This is a genomic window from Sorangium sp. So ce590 (assembly GCF_051521365.1).
GTDB lineage: Bacteria > Myxococcota_A > Polyangia > Polyangiales > Polyangiaceae > Sorangium.
This window is the reverse complement of record NZ_CP150346.1, coordinates 5,700,643-5,721,349: the sequence shown is the minus strand read 5'-3', so window position 1 is coordinate 5,721,349 and position 20,707 is coordinate 5,700,643. Positions and strand designations below refer to the sequence as shown.

The following is a 20,707-nucleotide window of genomic DNA, read 5'->3' as shown; positions in this document are numbered from 1 at the left end:
GTATGAGCAAGCCCAACGTCTGCATGGTCGTGAACAACCTCGAGGTCGGCGGGCTCGAGAAGGTGGTGCTGAGCCTCCTCGATCGGCTCGGCGATCAGGGCTTCGACCTGTCGCTGATCTGCCTCGACGGCGAAGGGCGGCTCTTCTCGGAGGTCAAGCTCCCCCGCTCGAAGTGCCTGGTGATCACCAAGGACATCCGGCCGGTGCTGCCCGGCCTCAAGAGCGATCCGGAGGCGCTCCTCTGGATCCGGCGCTTCTTCCACCAGCGCTCGGTGGATATCGTCCACGTCCACAACCGGGCTCCGCTCATCTTCGCCGGGATCGCGGCGCGCCTGCTCCGGAATCGGCCGCAGGTCGTCTACTCCGAGCACAACCAGATCAACCGGGCGAAGGGCTTCGATCGGCGCAAGTTCGGCTACTACGCCTACCTCGCCGACGAGATGGTCGCGGTCTCGCACGACCTCAAGCGCATCCTCGTCGACGACGTGAAGGTCCGCGCGCCGGTCCGGGTCATCCACAATGGTATCGACGGGACGCGCTTCGCCCGGGCCCTGAGCAGCGGCGAGCAGGGGCGCATCCGCGCGGAGCTCGGCATCGGCGAGCGAGAGTTCGTGTTCGGGTGCGCGGTGGTGCACATCGAGCAGAAGGGGCTCCGCTACCTCATCGAGGCGGCGCCCGAGGTGCTGCGGCGCGTGCCGGAGGCGCGCTTCGTCATCGCGGGCGACGGCCCGCTCCGGGGGGAGCTGCAGCAGCGCGCCAGGGACGCGGGGCTCGGCGACCGGGTGCTCTTCCCCGGTTATCGCTCGGACGTCCCCGAGCTCGTCTCCGCGTTCGACGCCTACGTGCTCCCGTCGCTCTGGGAGGGGCTGCCGCTCGCGCTGCTCGAGGCGCTCGCGCTCGGCAAGCCGATCGTGGCGAGCCGCGTCGGCGGCGTCCCCGAGGTCGTCGAGCACGGGGTCGACGGGTACCTCGTCCCGCCGAAGGACCCGGGCGCGCTGGTCGAGCACCTCTCGCGCGTCGCCCGCGACGCGGAGCTCCGCGAGCGCGCGCGCACGCAGAGCCCCGCGAAGTTCACCGAGCAGTTCAGCCTGGAGGCGATGGTCGACGCGCACGTGCGCCTCTTCGACGAGCTCGTCGCCCGGCGGCGCGGCGGGGAGACCTCGCCCCGGGCGGGCGCGCAGTCGGCCCCCGCGGGCTCGGCCGAGCCGGCGCGCCCTCCAGCGGGCGGCCCGGCCGCCGGACGGGGCGAGCGGGACGGGCGGCCCGGCGATCGGGCGGGGCTGGACGTGTAGCTCTCATCAGGCTTGTCCGGGGCTTCTGATAGAACCAGAACAACAGCCTTTGTCGGGGCGCTCACTGCCTCGGATCGAACAGGAGGCGCTTTTGCGGCGGATGCGCGTTTTGCTTATCACGAAAATTTTCCCGAACGCGGTACACCCGGACGAGGCACCGTACAATCGCCGCCAGTTCGCCGCGCTGTCGCGTTACTGCGACGTCCGGGTGCTCGCGACGATCCCGTGGTTCCCTGGCATGAAGCGGCTCTCGAAGTGGCCGATCGGCGCCAGCGCGCCGCGCGAGGAGGTCATCGATGGGCTGCCGGTCCGGCACCCGCGTTATCTCTACGTGCCGAGGGTCGCGCCGGCCCTGAACGGCCCGCTGTATGCAGCGTCGATGCTCCCGGAGCTCGTCGGGCGCGGCCCGTCGCCCGACGTGATCGTCGGGGCCTTCGCCTACCCGGATGGCTTTGCCGCGGTGTGCCTGGGGCGGCTGCTCGGGGTGCCGGTGGTGATCAAGGTGCACGGCTCGGACATCGACATCATCCCGCGCGACGGGCGGCTGCGACGGCCGCTCGGCTGGGGGCTCACCCGCGCGACCCGGGTGGTCGCGGTCAGCCGCAAGCTCGCGGACGGGGTCGCGGCGCTCGGCGTGCCGCGCGATCGCATCGACGTCATCATGAACGGCGTCGACGCGAAGCTGTTCCAGCCGCGCAACCGCGCCGAGTCGCGCGCGGCGCTCGGCCGGTCCCCGGGCTCGAAGCTGTTCGTCTTCGTCGGCCACCTGAACCGCGACAAGGGGGTGCTCGATCTGGTCGCGGCGTTCGAGCGGCTCGCGCCCGCGCACCCGGACATCGAGCTGACGCTCGTGGGCAGCGGCGCCGAGGAGCAGGCGTGCAGGGCCGCCGCCGCCCGGCTGGGCGGCCGGCTGACGGTGACCGGCTACCTGCCGCACGACCAGGTGTCGCTGTGGCTCGGGGCCTCGGACGCCCTGGTGCTCCCGAGCCTGCACGAGGGGACGCCCAACGTCGTGCTGGAGGCGCTCGCCTCGGGGCGCCGCGTTGTGGCGACGACCGTGGGGGGCATCCCGGACGTCCTGCACAGCCCGGAGCTCGGCGAGCTCATCCCGCCCGGGAACACGGACGCGCTGGCGGACGCGCTGCTGCGCGCCGCGCGGCACGACTACGACCCGGCGCGGATCGCGGAGCTCGCCGGCGGGCGCGACTGGGATGACAGCGCGCGCGCCCTCCACGAGACGCTCCTGCGCTCGATTCGCAGCGCGCGGCGGCCGAGCGCGGGCGGGCAGGAGCTCGACGACGTGGCCTTCAGCGTCCCGGCCCCGAAGAGCGGGCTCGAGAGCGACGCACCGCGGACGGGCGCCCCCTGAGCTGACGGGCGGGTCGCGGCGCCTCGGGGGCGGCCTTCGCGGCGGTCGTGATGGTTCGCGGGAGCGGCGTCCTCTTGACGCTCGCGCCCGTTCAGCGACCAATGCCGCTCGTGCTCACCGGCTTCCGCGCGGCATTGGGCCCGCTCGTGCTCCTCGCCGCCGTCGCGCGGGCTCCCTACCAGTGCGTGAGCGATGTCGACCCGGATCATCGCCAGTACGAGGATCCGAGCGAGGCGCTGTACGACCTGGCCGGGCGCTTCAAGGCGAACGGCGACCGCCGCGCCCATGCCGATACGTTGCGCTTCCTTGTCGAGCGGTATCCTTCCAGCCGGTTCGCCCGGATGGCCCGGCAGGACCTCGAGGCGCTCGGCGACACGGGCGCTCCGGGCGGGCGCGCTCCGGGCGACGGGGCCCGCTGACGCTCCGCCCCGCTTTCGCGCTGGAGGAAGGCCATGCTCACCCCGAGGTTGACCCTGATCACCCAGACGGCGGACGTCCCGGAGCCGCTGCTGCGCGCGCGGCTCTCGGCCTTCGGCGCCCTGCCGCCCGAGGCCCGCGCCCGCGTGGCGGTGCAGCTCCGCGACCCCGAGCTCTCCGGCGCGGCGCTCCACGCGCTCGGCCGGCGCCTGCGCGACGCCACCGCCGCGATCGGCGCCTCGTTCCTCGTCAACGACCGCCTGGATCTCGCGCTCCTCCTGGGCGCGGACGGCGTGCACCTCGGCCGCCGTTCGGTCGCGGTGGCCGACGCGCGCGCCTTGCTCGGCGCCGGCGTCTTCGTCTCGGTCGCGTGCCACAGCGTGGACGAGGTGCTCCGCGCGGCGGAGGCCGGGGCAGACGCCGCGGTGCTCTCGCCGATCTTCGCGACGCCCGGCAAGGGCCCGCCCCTCGGGCTGACCGCGCTGCGCGAGGCGCGGGCCCGCCTCTCGGCGGCGCCGCGCGGCGTCGCGCTCATCGCCCTCGGCGGCGTGGACGCGGCCTCGGCGCCGGCCTGCCTCGCGGCGGGCGCGGACGGGGTGGCCGCCATCCGCGCCGACTTCGACGGCGCGCTGCCGGTGCCGCGCGCGGGGTGAGCCGCGCCGCCGCGCCCGGCGGCGACTTACCGCGCCCAGAGCGCGGCGAGCGGCAGCTCGATCGCCTCGAACGGCTCGGGCCGCACGGCCTCGTCACCCTCGTGGGTATCGAGCAGCCACCACCGGCCGTCGTCGAGCCGGTACACCTCAAGCATCTGCGCGACCGGGTTGAGCCTCCGGCGCGGCCTGGAACGCGGCCTCGACCGCGGGCGCATTGCCTGGAAATGGCGGGCGCTGCGCGCTCATCGCCCGATCCTAGCACCCCTGCCGCTCGTCGCGCGCCTCCGCGCCGGCCCCAGCGCCTCCCTCGACGCTGGCAATCGGCCTTGCTACTAGGTCGGGCCATGTCCGAAGCGTCCTCGAAGAAACCGACCGGCGGCCCGCACGAGCCCCTGTTCGACAAGGTGGCGACCGAGCTGAACTTCCCCGCGGACGAGGCGAAGATCCTCGCCTTCTGGAAGCAGCACCGCATCTTCGAGAAGACCCTCCGCGCCGAGACCCGCGCCACCGGCCCTTCCCGGGGCACGTTCGTCTTCTACGAGGGCCCGCCGACCGCCAACGGCATGCCGCACAACGGCCACGTGCTGACGCGCGCCGTGAAGGACGTCTTCCCCCGCTACAAGACGATGCGCGGCTACGACGTCCCGCGGAAGGCCGGCTGGGACACGCACGGCCTGCCGGTCGAGGTCGAGGTCGAGAAGGAGCTGCGCATCCACGGCAAGGCCGACATCGAGCGCTACGGCGTCGAGCCGTTCATCTCGCGCTGCGTCGACTCGGTCTTCCGGTACACCGAGGCGTGGGAGAGCCTGACCGACAAGATCGGCTTCTGGGTCGACCTCGACAGCGCCTACGTCACCTACCACCGGAGCTACGTCGAGAGCGTCTGGTGGGCGCTCTCGCAGCTGCACAGGAAGGGGCTGCTCTACCGCGGCCACCGCGTGTGCTGGTGGTGGCCTCAGGGCGGCACGGCGCTCAGCGCGGCCGAGGTCGGCTTGAACTACAAGACGGTCGACGACCCCAGCGTGTTCGTGGCGTTCCCGCTCGTCGACGAGCCCGACACGGCGCTCTGCGCCTGGACGACCACCCCGTGGACCTTGCCCTCGAACGGCTACGCCGCCGTGCGGCCCGAGTTCGACTACGTCGTCGTGGACGCCGGGGCGCCGGCGGACGCTGGCGGCGGGGCGGCGCCGGTGGCCGGGAAGCTCATCGTCGCCGCGGCGCTGCGCGAGGAGCTCGCGAAGAAGTTCAAGCGCGATCTGCCCGTGCTCCGCGAGCTCAAGGGGAGCGAGCTCATCGGCAAGCGATACCGCCCGCCGTTCGACAGCTTCGCGAGGTCGCTCGAGGGCGCCACCCTGCGGAGGAAGGACGGCAACGACGAGCCGCTCTACTGGGTCGTGCTCGGCGCGGATTTCGTCACGCTCGACTCCGGCACCGGGATCGTCCACATCGCGCCCGCGTTCGGCGAGGACGACTTCAACGCGCACAAGCGGCGCATCGCGGATCTCGCCGAGCCGGGCGCCGCGGGCGACGTGCCGATGCTGTGCGCGGTCCGGCCGGACGGCACCTTCGAGCCGGGGCTCACGCCCTTCTCGGGCCTCTGGGTGAAGGACGCCGATCCGCTCATCCTCAAGGATCTCGCGGCCCGCGGGCTGCTCGTCCACGACGAGAAGTACCGGCACGACTACCCGTTCTGCTGGCGCGCGGACGACGACCCGCTGATCCAGCTCGCGCGGCCCGCCTGGTACATCAGGACGCGCGAGAACATCGACAAGGCGATCGCCAACAACCGCGCGATCCGCTGGCTCCCGCCCCACATCCAGGAGGGCCGCTTCGGCGACTTCCTCGCCAACAACGTCGACTGGGCGCTCTCGCGCGAGCGGTACTGGGGGACGCCGCTCAACGTCTGGATCTGCGCGAACAGCGAGGAGCACCAGCTCGCCCCGGCGTCGGTCGCCGAGATCGAGGCGCTGAACCCGCGCGCCTTCGACCACTTCCACGAGGCGAAGAAGGCCGACCCGAGCCTGAACGACCACCTCATCGTCCACAAGCCGTGGATCGACCGGGTGACCTTCCCGTGCCCGACCTGCGGCGGCGAGATGCGGCGCGTGACCGAGGTCATCGACGCGTGGTTCGACAGCGGGAGCATGCCGTTCGCGCAGTGGGGCTACCCGCACGCGCCGGGCTCGAAGGAGCTGTTCGATCGCGCGTTCCCGGCGGACTTCATCAGCGAGGCGATCGACCAGACGCGGGGCTGGTTCTACTCGCTGCTGATGGTCTCGACGCTGGTCTTCGACGAGGCGACGCAGGAGAAGCTCGGGCTGTCGCGGATCCGGAGCTACCCGCACCCGTACAGGACGTGCGTCGTGCTGGGGCACGTCTGCGACCGCGAGGGCAAGAAGGAGAGCAAGTCGAAGGGCAACTACACGCCGCCCGAGGTCATCCTCGAGCGCGTCCGGATGGAGTTCGCGGCGGTGCGGGCCTCCGAAGTGAAGGGCGCCCAGCCGAAGGACGGGGTCGCGCTCATCGCGCGCGAGGACTACGAGGGGCTCGACCTGACGGGCGACGCCGCGAAGGTGCGGATGTACCGCGCCGATCGCGAGGCGCAGCCGATCGCGATGGAGCTCCGGCCGCAGAAGGGGATGCCGCGGCGGATCGTCGCGCTCTCCGACGCCGATCTCGATCGCCTCGGCCTCACGCCGAGGAGCGACGCGCTCTCGGTGAAGCCGAACGACGTGCCGCGGCTCGCTCAGCCCGAGCGCGTCACCATCGAGGACCCGACGACGCCCGCGCCCGGGGCCGACGCGTTCCGCTGGTTCTTCTACGCGTCCTCCCCGCCGTGGACGAACACTCGCCACTCGCTGACGAACGTGCGCGCGTACCAGAAGGAGTTCGCGGTCAAGCTCCGGAACGTCACCTCGTTCTTCACCATCTACGCGAACATCGACGGCTTCTCGCCGGCAGAGGGGAACCCCGAGGCGAGGGACACGTCGCCCGCGGCGCTCGCGGCGAGCGCCGGCTACCGGCCGGCGAAGGAGCGATCGCTCCTCGACCGGTGGATCCTCTCGGAGGTCGCGCTCTCGACGCGGGAGGTGACGGCGCACCTCGACGAGTACCGGCTGTACGAGGCCGCGCAGCGGCTTGTCGATCTCGTGGATGCGCTGTCGAACTGGTACGTCCGCCGGAGCCGCGCGCGCTTCTGGGCCCCGACCTCTACGTGTGTCGAGGATCGGCGTTCGCCGTCCTCTACGTGTGTCGAGGATCGGCGTTCGCCGTCCTCTCCGGCCGATCCGCTGGACGTCGCGCCGGGCGCCGTGCGCGCGGCCCAGGACAAGCGCGACGCGTACTTCACGCTGTACGAGGTGCTCGTCGCGATCGCCAAGCTGAGCGCGCCGTTCACGCCGTTCCTCGCCGACGCCGTGTACCAGAACCTGGTGCGGCGGCCGTGGCCTGCGTCGCAGCCCGCGAGCGTGCACCTCGTGGCCTTCCCGGAGGCGGACGCCGCCGCGGTGGACGAGCCGCTCGCGATCGAGATGCGCGCCGTGCGCGAGCTCGTCTCGCTCGGCCTGCAGGTGCGCACGGCGAACAGGCTCAAGGTGCGGCAGCCGCTCGCGCGCGCGGACATCGTGCTGTCGCAGCAGGGCCTCGCGGCGGCGCTCGCCGAGCACGTGCCGCTCATCGCCGAGGAGCTCAACGTCCACGAGGTGCGCTTCCTGAAGCCCGGGCAGGAGGGGAGCGCTGTGCGCTACGTGCTCAAGCCGAACTTCCGCGCGCTCGGGCCGAAGCTCGGCAAGAAGGTGCAGCTCGCGAAGCAGGTCCTCGCGAAGGCCGACGCGTCGGCGCTGCGCGCGGCGCTCGCGACCGAGGGCAAGATCGCGATCGCGCTCGACGGCGAGCCGGTGGAGCTCGGCCCCGAGGAGATCGAGGTCGTCGTGGAGGCGGGCGAGGGGTTCGCGGCGGCCGGCGGCCGCGCGGGGGTCGTCGTGCTGCACACGGCGCTCACGGACGCGCTCCGCGACGAGGGGCTCGGCCGGGAGATCCTCTCGCGCGTGCAGGCGGCCAGGAAAGGCGCGGGGCTGGACTTCACCGACAGGATCCGCCTCGCCATCCGGGGCAGCCAGCGCGTATGCCGCGTCGCCGAGGCGGCGCGGGGCTTGATCATGGCAGAATCGCTCGCCGCGGAGCTCGTGGTGGGCGGTGCCCTCGAGGGGGAGATCAGCACCATGGACGCATCCGTAGAGGGGGAGGCGCTGGAGATCGGCTTGGCGCGCATGCCGTGAACTGTCAGCCAGCACCCAGATGGCTCGACACCCCACGCATCCCGCGTGGATCGACACGAATCCGCTTCGTGTAAGCTCGTGACGGAAGCGGCGCCGCGGCCGGCCTGGGAGGAAAGCCGTCCTCCGATGGGTTGGTGCGCCGGCGTGGGCGTCGCGCGCGGGGAGGGCATGTTCGTGATCGGCCGTTGGACATCCCGGAAGGGCGCTCCGCTGTCCCAGCTGGGCGCTTTGGGCCGCTCCGCCCGCTGCGTCGCGGTGCGGGCGGCGGCGTGGAGCTCCTCGATCCGGGGCCCCGTGCCGCGATGATCACCCACATCTATGTCAGCAACTACGGCAGCATCGGCGCCGGCCTCGAGCTCACGCTCGGCGCGCTGACCGCGCTCGTCGGTCCGCCCGGCGCAGGGAAGGGGTGCCTGCTCGACGCCGTGCGGTTCCTCGCCGAGTGCGCGAACGGGGCGCTCGAGCAGGCAGCGGCCAGCCGGCGCGGCGGCGGCGCGCTGCAGCGCCCTTGCGGGGACGGCGCGCTCACCACCCTCGGCGTCGCGGTCTCCAGGACCGAGGGCCACGGGTTCTGGCTCGTGCAGCTCGCGCCGGGGGACCGGGACGGCGTGCCGCGCGTCAAGAGCGAGACGGCCGCGTGGTGGCAGCGCAGCGCGCTCACGCGGCTCGTCAAGCCGGGCCTGCGCGACGTCTTCGACGCCGGCACCGACCCGCCCGAGGTCTCCTTCGACCGGCTGAAGGGCAGCCCGAAGGGGTTCTCGCGCAAGGACAAGGGCCGCAGCGGCACGCTCGCCTACCGCGGGGTCGCCCCCATCGCCGTGAGCGGCGCCAGGCTCGTCCTGCCGCTGCTCTCCGATGGACCGCTCACCCCGATGCTCGACGAGCTGCGCCGCGCGGTCCTCTACTCCCTCGCGCCGCGCACCCTCCGCTCGCCCCAGAAGATCAGCGCGTCCCGCCGCCTCCGCGCGGGCGGCGAGAACTGGGGCTCCGTCCTCCGCGCGCTCGAGAAAGAGCGCTGGAGCGAACAGTTCCTCGCCGGCCTCGCGCAGGTGACCGGCGATATCGACGGCGCCCGCGCGTCCTCGTCCGGGGGGCTCCTCGTCCCGGAGCTGCGCCACGGCGTCGACGAAGGCGGCCGCGAGCGCTGGCGCGCCGCCGCGGACGAGCCGGACGCCACGCTGAGGGTGGCCGCCATGGTCACCGCGCTCTCGCAGGAGCCGCCGCTCGTGCTCGCCGGCTTCGAGCACCCGGACGCGGGCGTCGATCGCGGGGCGCTGCCGACGCTGATCGAGTACCTGCGCGGCGCCTCCACCCAGCGCCATATCCTGCTCACGACCGAGTGCCCCGCGCTCCTCGACCTCCTGTCGCTCGAATCCGTCTACTCGGTGGAGCTCCGCGACGGCTCGACCACCGCGTCGCCCGTGGACGCGCCGCAGCGGAAGGCGCTCCGCGATCAGCTCGGCGCCGCGGAGCGCCAGCGCGCCCAGGCCGCGCGATCCGAGCGCCCGCCGCGTGTCCCGTGAGCCCGCCCGCGCGCCGTGGTCCGCGCCCGCGGCGCCGCTACCCCGCGAGCCGCTCCCTGCGCGGCGCGAGCGGCGATGCGTCGTACCGCGCGAGGAGGTCCTCCGGATCGCGGTAGAGCGCCGCGCACCCCGCCTCGATGAGCTCCATCTCGGGGAAGCCTCCGCAGAGCAGCCCCACCGTCAGGATGCCGAGCTTCGCCGCCGCCTCGGCGTCGGACGGCGTGTCGCCGACGAGGAGCACCTCGCGCAGATCGACGCTGCCCAGCCGGTCGAGCGCGGCCTCGAGGAGGTCAGGGCGCGGCTTCGATCTCCCCGCGTCGTCCGCCGACACCGCCCACGAGACAAGGTCGCCCACCCCGGCGCGCTCGATGCTCGCGTCGAGCTCGCCGCGCGGCAGCGACGAGGCGAGGACGATCCGGCGCCCGTCGCCCGCGACGCGCTCGAACAGCTCGCGCACCTTCGGGAAGACGCGCGCCCCCGGGAGGAGCTCGCGCTCGTAGATCCGGTCGTGCAGCGCCGCGATCCCCGCGCCGATCCAGCCGATCTCCTCGGACGAAAGGAACACCGGCAGCAGCTGGTCCGCGCCCTCGCCGACGTGGCTTCGCAGCTTCTCCCGCGAGACCTCTCGGCCGAACCGCCCGAAGGCCTGCTGCCAGGCGGCCGCGTGCAGATCCACGGTGTCGAGGATCGTGCCGTCGACACCGAAAATGACGGCGCTGACGCTGACCATGGCGCAACACGTGGCGCAGGGCCGGACGCATCGCCATCGGAGGGCTCCCGACGGCGCGGCCGCCGCGCCGGCCCGAGCGGCGCCCGGACGAAGGCGCGATAGACTGGTCGAGGGGGCGAGCGGACAAGGCCATGCGATCCATGAACGGCCGGCTGACGGCACTCTCGATCCTCCTCGGCGCCCTCCTCGGGCCGCAGCGCTCCGCCGCGGCCGCCGGGCCCGTGGTGGTCGTGGTCGATCAGGACGACGACGACGCCGACGGAGTGCCCGACGGCGCGCAGGCCCGCGTGCCGCCCTCCCCGGAGCTCCTCGCGCTGCGCGCGCCGCGCGGCGCGAGCCAGGCGCCCGCCGCGATCCCCGCCGGCCTGCGGCTCCTCGTCGACGGCAGCCCCGTCGAGCCGGGAGGCGCGATCCCCGCGAGCGCGCGCCGCGTCGAGATCCAGGCGGTCCGGGCGGGGCGGAGCGAGGTCGCCCTCTTCGGCACGACGCGGACGATCAGCGCGTTCGAGGTCCGCGCCATCGACGGCGCCGGAAGGCGCATCGACATGGCGCGGTCCCACGCCTCGCTCCAGCGCACGCCCCCGGACCGGCTCGGCGACGACCCGCTCGGGAACCTCGACGATCCGGACGCGATCCGGCTGCTCGTCATCGGCGCGCCCGACGACCTGCCGCTCACCCTCGACGTCCACTCCGCGGCGCCGTCCGGCACGGCGATCGATCGGCTGTCCAGCGTGCCGCTCGGCCACGTCCCGTGCCCCCCGGACGTCGCGCCAGGCCTCGTGTGCGGCTCGACGCGCCCCCTCCGGGCGGTCGCCGACGACATCGATCGCAACCACCCGATGGTCGCCGAGCGCTCGGTGAAGGGCGAGGTCGGCGGGGCGCTCGTCGTCGCGGTGCCCGGGGGGCCGAAGCTCCAGATGATCCGCATCGCCGGCCCGCGCGCCTCGCCGCTCGGGCCGCTCGGGCGCACGCGCGCGCGCCTCCGCATCCTCATGGTGCGGCCGCGCGCCGGCGGGCCGCCGCCGATGGGCGGGGACGACGCGGGCGCCGTCGCCATCGCGCGGGCGGAGGTCGAGCGCGCGAACGCCCTCTGGGGCGCGTGCGGCGTGAGCTTCGGCCCGCTGGAGGAGCTCGACATCACCTTCGTCGACCCCCCGCGCCCGCACCTGCTCGCGATCGGCTGCGACCACGGCCTCCCGGCGAGCGGCGGCGCGATCCGGGTGCGCGTCGACGGCCACGAGGTGACCGCGGCGATCCGGCCCCGCATGCGCCCCGGCGCCGCGGCCCGCGCCGTCGCCGCGGCGATCGGCGCCGCGGGGTTCTCGGTGCGCCTCTCCGACAACCCGGTCATCGGCGCGGGCGCGTACGGGACCACCGACGTGCTCGTGCGGCGCCCCGGCGGCGCGCTGGCGACGATCGAGCCGCCGGCGTCGGGCGCGCTGAGCACCGACGCCACGCTCACGGCGTGCATCGGCGCCGTGGAGCTCGAGGACGGCCTGCAGCACTTCACCGACACGGACGCCATCGCCGGCACCGTCGAGGAGCGCGCGTTGATCAAGGCGTTCGACGACGGCGACCCCGCGACCGTCGACGTCGTGATGGTCCCGAGCTTCGCCGGCGGCGGGCGCATCGGCGAGTCGTTCATCTTCGCCGACGGGGGGGCGATCCGGAACACGATCATCGAGGATCGCGCCGGCCTGCGCGCGGATCGCGCCTCGTTCGCGCTGTCGCACGAGCTCGGCCACGTGCTGCTCGACGAGCCGGGGCACCCCGACGATTTCGGGATCGACACCCCGACCCGGCTGATGGACGCCGACGCGGCCAACGCCTCCGCGTACGGGCCGCGCCGCCTCACGGTCGACGAGTGCGCGCGCGCGATTCGCCAGAGCGGCGCGGCGGACCCGCGCCTGGGCCCGCAGAGCGGCGCGCCGCCGGCGCCGCGCCCGGGCGGGCCCGCGCCGCGGAGCGCGGAGGCCGCTCGATCGGGGGCCGCGGCGGTGAGCCCTCCCGGCGCGCCCGGGTTCCGGCCGAGCGGCCCCGTGCCCTTGCTCGCGCCGTGGCCGCTCGCCCCGCTCGGTCGAGAGAGGTGAGCGACCGCTCCACGCTGTGGTAGGAGCGGGCCCATGCGGGTCTCCCAGCGGAGCGGCCTCTTCAGCGGCGTCGCAGCCCTCGCGTGCGCCACGGTCCTGCTCGAGATCTCGCTCACGCGGATCTTCGCGGCGCTGTTCGGCGAGCCCCACGCGTTCGTCGCGCTCGCGCTGCCGCTCGTCGGCGCGGGCGCGGGCGGCGCGCTGCTCTACCTCGCCCCGTGGCTCGTCCGCCCGCCCGCCCTCTTCGCCCGCATGGCGGCCCTCTCCTCGCTCGCGTCGGGCGCGACGCTCGCCGCGATCATCCTGCTCGCGCAGCGCGGGCCCGCGCCGGGGTCGCTCCCGTGGCACGCGCTGCTCTACGCCGCGTCCACCGTCCCGTTCGCGCTCGCCGGCCTCGCGCTCGCGGCCGCGATCCGGCACGCCGCGTCCGAGATGCCCCGCCTCTACCTGCTCGATCTCGCCGGCGGCGCCCTCGGCGGGCTCGCGGCGGCCGTCGCGATCCGCGCCGGCGCGCCCCGCGCCGCGCTCGCGGCGGCGATCTTCTTCGCGGTGGCGGGCGTCTTCTTCTACCTCGGGTCGCGCTGTCGGGAGGGCGAGCAGCGGGCGTCGGGGGGCCTCGTCGCCACCTTCGTGCTCGGCGGCTTCGTGCTCCTCGCCGGCGACCTCGGCGCCCCGTGGCTCCGGCTCGCCGGCCTCCGCCGGGGCGCGCCCGACCGGACCGAGCACGAGGCCTGGAGCGAGCGCTCGCTGATCACGGTCGACCGCCCGAGGGCCGGCACGGCGATGATGCGGCTCGGCAGCGCCGCGCAGAGCCCGATCCTCGACGCGAAGACGTCGCCCCCGCCCCAGCCCGAGGACATGGCGTACGCGCTCCACAAGGACCAGGGCCCGGCGCTCGTCGTCGGCGCCGGGGGCGGGCGCGACGTGCGCGCCGCGCTGAAGGCCGGGCAGAAGCACGTGGTCGCCGTCGAGGGAGACCGCGGCGTCGTCGAGGTGATGCGCGGGCGGTACGCCGCGTTCAACGGCCACCTGTTCGACAAGCCCGAGGTCCACCTCGTGCTGGGCGACGGGCGGAGCTTCGCCCGGCGCACGCCGCTGCTCTTCCGGAACATCGTGATCCCGTCGGCCGAGACCGCCGAGGCGTCGACGACCGGCGCGCTCGCGCTGTCGGAGAGCCGGCTCCACACGGTCGAGGGCGTCGGGGACTTCCTCTCGCGCCTCCTGCCCGAGGGCACGCTGGTCCTGAGCCGCGCGGACGTCGACTTCGATCGCCTGCTCGCCCTCACGGCCGCGGCGCTGCGCCGCGCGGGCGCGGCCGAGCCGAGGGACCACCTCTTCGCGTGCACCGCCGCGCACAGGACCGCGCTCCTCGCGCGGCGCACGCCGCTCGCGCGCCAGGACGTCGAGGCGCTGCGCCGCCACTGCCGCCGGCACAAGTTCTCGGAGGCGTTCGCCCCCGACCGCCCAGGTACGCCGAGCCGCGGGCTCCTCGTCGCGGCCGCGGGGGCGCGCGCGCCCGGCGCGGGGGCCGATCTCACGCCGCCCACGCCGACCGACGACAGGCCGTTCTTCTCGTACACCGTCCCGGCGCGCCGCCTGCCCGCGGTGCTCGGCGACCTCGGGGCCCTCCGCGCCGAGCACGCGGGCCTCTTCGCGCTCTCGGCGCTGCTCGCCGTCGGCGCGGGCCTCCTCGCGCTCGTGGCGCTGCTCCCGGTGCTCGCCGCGCGCGTCGGCGGCCTCCGGCGCGACGCCGCGGCGCGCGACGTCGTGGTGCCAGGGGCCGCGCCCCCGCCGCCGCGCGCCCGCGCGCTCTTCTTCTTCGCCGCGATCGGCGCGGGCTTCGCGCTCGTCGAGCTCGCCGTCTTCCGCCACGGGCTCCTCCTGCTCGAGCTGCCCGCGCACGAGCTCCCGGCCGTCCTCGTGATCCTCCTCGTCTCCGCCGGCGTGGGCGGCCTGCTCACCGCCCGCGTGGCGCCGGACGCCGCGACGCGGGTCTCCGCGCGGGTGGCGGAGGTGCTCGTCGTTGCCGCGGCGCTCGCCGCGGTGGGGCTCGTCCCGCTCGCGCAGTGGAGCCTCGGGCTCGGGTCCCTCCCGCGCGCGATCCTCGCCATCGCGATCCTCGTGCCGTTCGGCCTGCTCGCGGGCTCGCTCGCGCCGCTCGGGGTCAAGCTCGTGGCCTCGATCGCGCCGGCGCTGCTCCCCTGGTGCTGGTCGCTCTGCGCCCTCGCCGGCGCGACGGCGCTGCCCCTCGGCGCCCTGTGCGCGATGCACCTCGGCTACAGCGCCCTGCTGCTCGGCGCGGGCCTCGTGTACCTCCTCGCCGCGGCGGCCGTGCCGCCCGCGGCGGCCGGGGCGGCCGCCGCGGGCGACGACGAGCGGGGGCCGTCGAGCGCCGCCGCCGCCCACAGCGCGCAGCCGGCCCGGGGCGCCGCAGAGGCGCAGCCCGACGTGCCCGACGCGGCGCCGGTCGCGTGAGCGCGCGGCGCGCCCCGCCTCACCGCCGCGCGGCCAGGAGCAGGTGCGCGAGCAGGCCCGCGATGTTGTACGCGTCGTCGGTGCCCCGGTGGTGCGTGCCCGCGAGCGGCAGGCCCACGCGCTCCAGGGCCTCGGCCATGCCCACCTCGCGCGACAGCGCGTGCGTCACAGCGAACAGGCTCTTCACGTTGAGGTGGCTCGGCCCGAACGGGAAGGGCGCGCTGGACGCCTGGCACTGCCGCTCGAACATGCGCCGGTCGTAGTCGCCGTAGCTCGCCCAGAGGCGATCCTGCGCCTTGAGCTCGCCCCGCAGGAGCGCGCACGCCTCCCTGAACGAGACGCCCGCGTCGACGTCCGCCTGCGTCAGCGTGGTCAGCGCCGTGCAGAACGGGCTCACGCGCGAGCGCTCGGGGCGCACAAGGATCGACCGCCGATCGCGCCGCCGGCCCGACGCGACCTCGAGCGTGCACACGCCGATCTCGATGATCTCGTTCTCCTCGCCCCGCGGCGGGTCGCCGTCCCAGCAGGTCGATTCGACGTCGATCACGAGGATGAGATCAAGACGCTTCGCCATTCGTTATCGCCCCTACATGTAGTGATGAGTACGTTGCCATGGTAACGGCGATCGGGACGAAAATTCTTTCGGGATTTTCCCGACAAGCCAAAACCGCCTCGGGCGGTTCGCTTTGTCCGGGTAAAAACTGAGTAGATACGGGACATAAGCCGGCAGAGCACCTACAGCGGTCCGGTCGTTTCGGTGCCCAATCCCCTTGCTTGGAGGGCCTGGACCATGGACACTCGTCAGGTAATTTCTGACGAGGTTCTCTACGTGGCTCCTGGTTCCCCGCTCCGTCGCTCCATCGGTTCAGCCAGGGACAGGTCCGCGTTCGCTGAGGCGCTCCCCGAACCTGCCGCCGAGGATCCCGGTCCCGCCTCGGAGCGACGGCGGCCTCCTCGTTCCGGGATCGTCTGCCACGCGGGCCGTGACCGGGGGGGGGCGAAGGCGTACCCCGCGGCGCGCGGCGGGGCGGCGGCCAGCGCGGCGGCGCGGTTCCCGGCAGCATGTGGGGCCGCGGCGCTCGACCCGCTCGTCGGCCGTACAGAGCACGGACTGCACATCGAGCGGCTCATCGCCGAGGGGGGTATGGGCGCGGTGTACGCGGCCCGCCGCGTCGCGACGGGGGAGCCGGTCGCGCTCAAGGCGCTCCGGCGCGTGCATGCGGGGGACGCGGGGATCGAGAGCCGGTTCGCCCGCGAGGTCCGGCTTGCCCGCCGCATCGACCACCCGAACGTCTGCCCTGTGCTCGGCGAGGGGCGCCTCGCGGACGGGCGCCCGTTCTTCCTGATGCCGCTCTTCGACGGCGTCACCCTGAGCGAGGAGGTGCGGCGCAACGGCCCCCTGCCGCTGGGCCGCGCGCTCGCCCTCGCGGACCAGATCCTCGCTGGCCTCGCGGCCATGCACGAGGCGAAGGTCGTCCACCGCGACCTCCAGCCGGGCAACATCCTGCTCGTCCCCGGGGCGCCGGGCGCCGGAGCAGGGGACGGGGCGCCGACGATCAAGCTCATCGATCTCGGCTTCGCGCACGAGCCGGGCGTCGACACGGGCGACGGCGTGACGCCCGACAGCCCCGGGTCCCTCGTGGGCACCCTGCTGTTCATGTCGCCGGAGCAGGCGATGCGCAGCCGCGCCATCACCGATCGGAGCGACCTCTTCGCCGCCGCGCTGCTCATCTACTACGCCCTCTCGGGCAAGCTCCCCTTCCGCGGCCGGGGCGATCTCGACGTGCTCGTCGCGATCGTGCGCTCCGCGCCCGTGCCCCTCCGGCGGGAGCGCCGCGAACTCCCGCGCGTGCTCGACGAGGTGCTCTCCCGCGCGCTGTCCAAGCACCCCGACCATCGCTTCGCCGGCGCCTCGGCGATGCGCGACGCGCTCGCCGCCATTCAGGTGTAGCCCCGCGCGCGCGGCGCGTCCGCGGTCCCTTCCAGCGCCGGCCCGCTCCTTGCCACGACGGGGGCCGCGCCACGCAGCACCGCGAGCCGGGCTGTGCACGCGCTGCTCAAGGGCGGCGACGTGGCGCGGTGAGCTTCACGCGAGGGGAACCCCATGGACGCACTCGATCTCTTGGAGCAGCAGCATCTCGAAGTCAGCGACCTGATGGCGCGCATCGCCGCCGAGCCCAGCCCGGGCTTGCGGACATCGATGGTCGCGCAGCTCTCCCGGATGATCGACGCGCACGTGCGCATCGAGGAGACGTACCTCTACCCGGTGTGTGCCGAGCGGATGGCCGTCGACCGGAAGCCGCTCCACGACGCGTACGAGAAGCACGGCCTGGCGCGCTTCGCGGCGGACAACCTGCTGCGCACGCGCGTCACCGATGTGCGCTTCGAGGCGCGCCTCCGGCTCCTGCGGGATGTTTTCGCCCACCACGCCGACGAGGAGGAGGGCATCCTCTTCCCGAAGGCGAAGCGGGGCCTCACGGACGAGCAGCTCGACGTGATCGGCAGCGATCTCGAGCGCGCGTACGAGGTGCTGCTGCGCGTCGGGGTGCCCGCGGGCGTCCCGCTCGTGCGATCGCAGCGCGGCCGGCCGAGGCGCGGCACCCACACCCTGCGCGCCCTCCGGCCCATGTCGCGCCGCCGCGGCGAGGGGCCCCGCGCCCGCGGGTGCTGAGCCGGTAGGACGGAACTAGACCGGTACGGGGCCGCCGAAGGCTCCGAGGAAGCGCGCCACCCAGACGGCGACCATCAGGACCGCCAGCGCGGCGCCGAGCCGCGTCACCCAGACCCCCTGCACCGACTCGGTCGCGGCGATGCGGCCGTCCTTCACGTAGATCGCGGCGTTGTAGGCGATCGCGGCGAGCACGAGCGGCGCCATCAGCGGGGCGAGGGGGTGGAACCGCAGCGCCTCGGCCACGTGGCCGTGCGCGAGGGCGAGGGTCGCGCGCGTGAGCCCGCAGCCGGGGCAGGGGTGGCCGGTGACGATCGCGAACGGGCAGAGCGGGACGCCGCACGCGACAAGGAGCCCGAGCAGCGCCGCCATCGCGCCGAGGCGCGCCGCGCGGCCGCCAGGACGCGCCGCGCTCCATCGGGACGGAGCCGATGGAGCGGGCGAAGGGGCGTCGGTCGGGCAGGACAGCGACAACGGCGGCGCGGGCTAGGCGGCGTTCGGGTCCCAGACCTCGTTGAGGTCCTTCGCGAGGGCGTAGAGCGGGAGGAAGATGTAGAGCACGATGCCCTCGGCCTGCGGGTTGCGCGAGCCGGCCATCTGCTTGGCCCGGGTCACCTGCTCCGGCACCTTCACCCAGAGGAAGTAGTAGTTGAGCAGCGGGATGAAGACGTACCAGGGCTTGAACTCGGGGTCCTTCGTCGCCTGCTGCAGCTCGTTCAGCATCGCCCAGAGCTGCCAGATCGCGTAGACGAAGCAGACCATCCCGATCACGCACACCGTGACCGGGTTGCGCGTCTCGCCCCGGCCGCCGCCCGGGGCCAGCGACCCGCTGCCGCCGTACACGCCCAGGTTGCTGGCCGCCTGGCCGAACTGGCCAGGCGCCGACAGCTGACCGCCGCCCTGCGGGCTGCCGTAGCCACCCGGATCGCTCACGCCCTGCGGGCTGCCGTAGCCGCCACCCTGGGGGCTACCGTAGCCGCCACCCTGGGGGCTACCGTAACCACCGCCGCCCGGAGGGCTGCCATACCCCCCGCCCTCCTGGGGGCTGCCGTAACCGCCGCCGCCCGGAGGGCTGCCGTAACCGCCGCCGCCCGGAGGGCTGCCGTAGCCGCCGCCGCCCGGAGGGCTGCCGTAGCCGCCGCCGCCCGGAGGGCTGCCGTAACCACCGCCGCCTGGAGGGCTGCCGTAGCCGCCGCCCGCCTGCGGATCCTGGCCCGGAGGCGGACCGTACCCGCTGGCGCTGTGCTGCGGCGGCTGGCCGTAGCCCGGGGGCTGGCCGTAGCCCGGAGGCTGGCCGTAGCCCGGAGGCGCTCCGCCGAGCCCGCCCATCGGATCCTGGCCCGGGGGCTGGCCGTAACCCGGGGGCTGGCCGTAACCCGGAGGCTGGCCGTAACCCGGAGGCTGGCCGTAACCGGGAGGCGCGCCGCCGAGCCCGCCCATCGGGTCCTGGCCCGGGGGCGAACCGAAGGGGCTGCCGCCCTGCGGGGGCTGACCGTAGCTGCCGCCGGGCGGCGGAAACGCGCCGGCCGGCGTGCCGCCGGGCGACTGCTGCCCGCCCGGTCCGCTGTACCCGGGCAGCTGGTCGATCGCCATGGTGCCGCCGAGCGGGTTCACGCCCTGGTTGGGCTGCTGGCCGAACGGCGCATACCCGCCCGACGGGCTCGCGGCCGCGCCGCCGAAGGACGGACCGGAGGGCTGCTGTCCCCCGGGCGGCGATCCATAGCCCATCCCGGGCGGAGGCGGCGCAGGGGGAGGCCCGGCAGAAGCGCCAAGCCCGGCCGGCGGGACGCCGACCACCGTGCCAGCCAGGCCCTGCGGCGGGCTCGGGATGCCGCCGGGCATGCCCGGCGGTGCGCCGGCCGGAGGCGCCGGAGGCAGAGGCGCCCCGGGAGCGCGCGGGGCCCCCGAAGACGGCTGACTCATCAGCATGGTGCCCTTGAACTTCGGTGCGGCCGCCCCCTTGAGGTTGAAGCCACACTTCGTGCACGTGGACGCCGTTTCCGAGTTTTGCGTCCCACAATTCGGACAGAACACGCACCACCTCCGGAGGGGGGTTCGCTGCTACGGATGTCCGCGCCCTGCGCGCGTCGTAATGGGCGCGAAGGGTAGTTGAAGCGCGTTCCGGTTCTCAAGTGAAAGACGAAGAACGCTGCGGACTTCTCCCGAGGCTACGCGTTCTCCGCCAGAAAACCCAGGGCGTTCTCTCGCCGCGAGCGAGCGCGCTCCCGTACGCCGCGCGCCGTGCGCCGCGCGCTCCTCCGCTCTCCGCCTGGAAGGCCGTGCCGCCGTGGGCGCGGCGCGCCGGCGACCCGCCGTGGTCGGGGCAGGCCGGCCGGCGCTCTGGCGGCTGCGGGCGGCTGCGGGGCACCTGTCACCCGTGACCCGTGCTGCTGCAGGCGCCAGCTTTCTGGGCAGCGGGAGGGTTTGCGTGGTTCGCTGGAGGTTTCCCCCCGGCGCGCCTTGACAGTGACCACCGTGGCTCACTAGCGTGCCGGCGCCTCGGGACGGCTCCGTACGACGGACAACCGAATGCCCGGCCGCCGGTGCGCGGGGCTGTCCGCCTCCGGCAGGCGCCTCCACACCGGAGGCGCACGAGGTAGCGCCCGGCTTTGCCGGGCAGACCCTCGTTGGAAGGGACCCGCCTTGCGGGGTCCCGACTGCATGTCGAAGCGGGCACGTCGCAATCGCGGCGCGCCCAGGGAGCCAGCGGACCGTGCCAACAGCGGACATGACCGACAAATTTGCTCTGAGCGCCGACCGGCAAACCGAGTTCGAGAAGATCCTCGCGCGTTACCCGAACCGCCAGGCCGCGTGCATCCCGGTGCTCCACCTCTGCCAGAGCCAGGAGGGGTGGGTCTCCGAACGGGTGCTCCGCTGGGTCGCCGAGCAGCTCGGCCTCCCGACGGCGCACGTCCAGGGGGTCGCGACCTTCTACACGCTCTTCAACAAGGAGCCCGTGGGCAAGCACCAGGTCTGGGTCTGCCGGACGCTGAGCTGCGCGCTGAACGGCGCGGATGCGGTGCTCCACCACTGCGAGAAGCGGCTCGGGATCCACGCGGGCGAGACCACGAAGGACGGGAAGGTCACGCTGCGCACCGCAGAGTGCCTCGCCTCGTGCGGCACCGCCCCGATGATGCAGGTCGATCGCGACTACCACGAGGGCCTCACGCTCGAGAAGGTGGACGTGATCCTCGATCGGTTGACGAGGTGACG

General features: G+C 74.2%; 16 protein-coding genes and 1 pseudogene. 11 read left to right on the top strand and 6 right to left on the bottom strand.

What is annotated here, in order from left to right; genetic code table 11:
- The first annotated feature begins 2 nt into the window (after nucleotides 1-2).
- The 4 genes from WMF28_RS21225 (at nucleotide 3) to WMF28_RS21210 (ending at nucleotide 3,731) form a co-directional block, all read left to right on the top strand.
- Entirely contained in the window at nucleotides 3-1,292 is a 1,290-nt protein-coding gene (locus WMF28_RS21225) for a glycosyltransferase (protein WP_437604082.1), read from the top strand.
- 100 nt (nucleotides 1,293-1,392) lie between these two features.
- Nucleotides 1,393-2,661 (top strand): glycosyltransferase family 4 protein, encoded by a 1,269-nt coding sequence (locus WMF28_RS21220; RefSeq protein ID WP_437604081.1) that lies wholly within the window; start codon nucleotides 1,393-1,395, stop codon nucleotides 2,659-2,661.
- 101 nt (nucleotides 2,662-2,762) lie between these two features.
- Nucleotides 2,763-3,080: a tetratricopeptide repeat protein gene (locus WMF28_RS21215; protein ID WP_437604080.1), complete on the top strand. Its 318-nt coding sequence runs from the start codon at nucleotides 2,763-2,765 to the stop codon at nucleotides 3,078-3,080.
- A gap of 33 nt (nucleotides 3,081-3,113) precedes the next feature.
- Entirely contained in the window at nucleotides 3,114-3,731 is a 618-nt protein-coding gene (locus WMF28_RS21210; RefSeq protein ID WP_437604079.1) for a thiamine phosphate synthase, read from the top strand.
- A 26-nt stretch (nucleotides 3,732-3,757) separates the two neighbouring features.
- On the opposite strand, the gene WMF28_RS21205 is transcribed toward WMF28_RS21210, so the two are convergent.
- Nucleotides 3,758-3,886 carry a hypothetical protein gene (locus WMF28_RS21205; protein WP_437604078.1) on the bottom strand — a complete coding sequence of 43 codons (129 nt, stop codon included), beginning with the start codon at nucleotides 3,884-3,886 and terminating at the stop codon, nucleotides 3,758-3,760.
- A 189-nt stretch (nucleotides 3,887-4,075) separates the two neighbouring features.
- Between WMF28_RS21205 and ileS the strand changes: the two genes are divergently transcribed.
- Complete coding sequence (ileS, locus tag WMF28_RS21200) at nucleotides 4,076-8,008, top strand: isoleucine--tRNA ligase (RefSeq protein ID WP_437604077.1); 3,933 nt, start codon at nucleotides 4,076-4,078, stop codon at nucleotides 8,006-8,008.
- A gap of 302 nt (nucleotides 8,009-8,310) precedes the next feature.
- Nucleotides 8,311-9,531 (top strand): AAA family ATPase, encoded by a 1,221-nt coding sequence (locus WMF28_RS21195; RefSeq protein WP_437604076.1) that lies wholly within the window; start codon nucleotides 8,311-8,313, stop codon nucleotides 9,529-9,531.
- Between the two features lie 37 nt (nucleotides 9,532-9,568).
- On the opposite strand, the gene WMF28_RS21190 is transcribed toward WMF28_RS21195, so the two are convergent.
- Nucleotides 9,569-10,261, bottom strand: a complete 693-nt coding sequence (locus WMF28_RS21190; protein ID WP_437604075.1) for an HAD family hydrolase — start codon at nucleotides 10,259-10,261, stop codon at nucleotides 9,569-9,571.
- 131 nt (nucleotides 10,262-10,392) lie between these two features.
- Here WMF28_RS21190 and WMF28_RS21185 point away from each other — a divergent pair, with 131 nt between their 5' ends.
- Together WMF28_RS21185 and WMF28_RS21180 are read left to right on the top strand one after the other, a co-directional pair.
- Nucleotides 10,393-12,351 (top strand): hypothetical protein, encoded by a 1,959-nt coding sequence (locus tag WMF28_RS21185; protein ID WP_437604074.1) that lies wholly within the window; start codon nucleotides 10,393-10,395, stop codon nucleotides 12,349-12,351.
- A 33-nt stretch (nucleotides 12,352-12,384) separates the two neighbouring features.
- Nucleotides 12,385-14,826, top strand: coding sequence for a hypothetical protein (locus WMF28_RS21180; protein ID WP_437604073.1), 2,442 nt, complete (start codon nucleotides 12,385-12,387; stop codon nucleotides 14,824-14,826).
- Between the two features lie 19 nt (nucleotides 14,827-14,845).
- Here the strand turns inward: WMF28_RS21180 and WMF28_RS21175 are convergent, their stop codons facing one another.
- The gene (locus WMF28_RS21175) at nucleotides 14,846-15,400 is read right to left on the bottom strand and encodes an exonuclease domain-containing protein (RefSeq protein WP_437604072.1); all 555 of its coding nucleotides are present in this window, start codon (nucleotides 15,398-15,400) and stop codon (nucleotides 14,846-14,848) included.
- A gap of 255 nt (nucleotides 15,401-15,655) precedes the next feature.
- Between WMF28_RS21175 and WMF28_RS21170 the strand changes: the two genes are divergently transcribed.
- Together WMF28_RS21170 and WMF28_RS21165 are read left to right on the top strand one after the other, a co-directional pair.
- Nucleotides 15,656-16,777, top strand: a complete 1,122-nt coding sequence (locus WMF28_RS21170; RefSeq protein ID WP_437604071.1) for a serine/threonine-protein kinase — start codon at nucleotides 15,656-15,658, stop codon at nucleotides 16,775-16,777.
- 153 nt (nucleotides 16,778-16,930) lie between these two features.
- Nucleotides 16,931-17,497 (top strand): hemerythrin domain-containing protein, encoded by a 567-nt coding sequence (locus WMF28_RS21165; RefSeq protein WP_437604070.1) that lies wholly within the window; start codon nucleotides 16,931-16,933, stop codon nucleotides 17,495-17,497.
- Between the two features lie 15 nt (nucleotides 17,498-17,512).
- Here WMF28_RS21165 and WMF28_RS21160 read toward each other — a convergent pair whose 3' ends face one another.
- From WMF28_RS21160 to WMF28_RS21150, 3 genes and pseudogenes are all read right to left on the bottom strand, one after another.
- Nucleotides 17,513-17,866 carry a DUF2752 domain-containing protein gene (locus WMF28_RS21160; protein WP_437604069.1) on the bottom strand — a complete coding sequence of 118 codons (354 nt, stop codon included), beginning with the start codon at nucleotides 17,864-17,866 and terminating at the stop codon, nucleotides 17,513-17,515.
- Between the two features lie 114 nt (nucleotides 17,867-17,980).
- Nucleotides 17,981-19,417 carry a hypothetical protein gene (locus WMF28_RS21155; protein WP_437604403.1) on the bottom strand — a complete coding sequence of 479 codons (1,437 nt, stop codon included), beginning with the start codon at nucleotides 19,415-19,417 and terminating at the stop codon, nucleotides 17,981-17,983.
- Between the two features lie 45 nt (nucleotides 19,418-19,462).
- Nucleotides 19,463-19,528, bottom strand: a pseudogene (locus tag WMF28_RS21150) (zinc-ribbon domain-containing protein); the annotation flags it as partial.
- Between the two features lie 694 nt (nucleotides 19,529-20,222).
- Here WMF28_RS21150 and nuoE point away from each other — a divergent pair.
- A complete protein-coding gene (gene nuoE / locus WMF28_RS21145) occupies nucleotides 20,223-20,705 on the top strand; it encodes an NADH-quinone oxidoreductase subunit NuoE (protein ID WP_437604068.1) in 483 nt (160 codons plus the stop codon).
- Nucleotides 20,706-20,707: the final 2 nt, after the last annotated feature.

What these genes read in the sequence shown, in the direction of transcription:
- WMF28_RS21225 (WP_437604082.1), top strand. Translation starts at nt 3, where the DNA reads ATGAGCAAGCCCAACGTCTGCATGGTCGTGAACAACCTCGAGGTCGGC.
- WMF28_RS21220 (WP_437604081.1), top strand. Translation starts at nt 1,393, where the DNA reads ATGCGCGTTTTGCTTATCACGAAAATTTTCCCGAACGCGGTACACCCG.
- WMF28_RS21215 (WP_437604080.1), top strand. Translation starts at nt 2,763, where the DNA reads ATGCCGCTCGTGCTCACCGGCTTCCGCGCGGCATTGGGCCCGCTCGTG.
- WMF28_RS21210 (WP_437604079.1), top strand. Translation starts at nt 3,114, where the DNA reads ATGCTCACCCCGAGGTTGACCCTGATCACCCAGACGGCGGACGTCCCG.
- WMF28_RS21205 (WP_437604078.1), bottom strand. Translation starts at nt 3,886, where the DNA reads ATGCTTGAGGTGTACCGGCTCGACGACGGCCGGTGGTGGCTGCTCGAT.
- ileS (WP_437604077.1), top strand. Translation starts at nt 4,076, where the DNA reads ATGTCCGAAGCGTCCTCGAAGAAACCGACCGGCGGCCCGCACGAGCCC.
- WMF28_RS21195 (WP_437604076.1), top strand. Translation starts at nt 8,311, where the DNA reads ATGATCACCCACATCTATGTCAGCAACTACGGCAGCATCGGCGCCGGC.
- WMF28_RS21190 (WP_437604075.1), bottom strand. Translation starts at nt 10,261, where the DNA reads ATGGTCAGCGTCAGCGCCGTCATTTTCGGTGTCGACGGCACGATCCTC.
- WMF28_RS21185 (WP_437604074.1), top strand. Translation starts at nt 10,393, where the DNA reads ATGCGATCCATGAACGGCCGGCTGACGGCACTCTCGATCCTCCTCGGC.
- WMF28_RS21180 (WP_437604073.1), top strand. Translation starts at nt 12,385, where the DNA reads ATGCGGGTCTCCCAGCGGAGCGGCCTCTTCAGCGGCGTCGCAGCCCTC.
- WMF28_RS21175 (WP_437604072.1), bottom strand. Translation starts at nt 15,400, where the DNA reads ATGGCGAAGCGTCTTGATCTCATCCTCGTGATCGACGTCGAATCGACC.
- WMF28_RS21165 (WP_437604070.1), top strand. Translation starts at nt 16,931, where the DNA reads ATGGACGCACTCGATCTCTTGGAGCAGCAGCATCTCGAAGTCAGCGAC.
- WMF28_RS21160 (WP_437604069.1), bottom strand. Translation starts at nt 17,866, where the DNA reads ATGGCGGCGCTGCTCGGGCTCCTTGTCGCGTGCGGCGTCCCGCTCTGC.
- WMF28_RS21155 (WP_437604403.1), bottom strand. Translation starts at nt 19,417, where the DNA reads ATGAGTCAGCCGTCTTCGGGGGCCCCGCGCGCTCCCGGGGCGCCTCTG.
- nuoE (WP_437604068.1), top strand. Translation starts at nt 20,223, where the DNA reads ATGACCGACAAATTTGCTCTGAGCGCCGACCGGCAAACCGAGTTCGAG.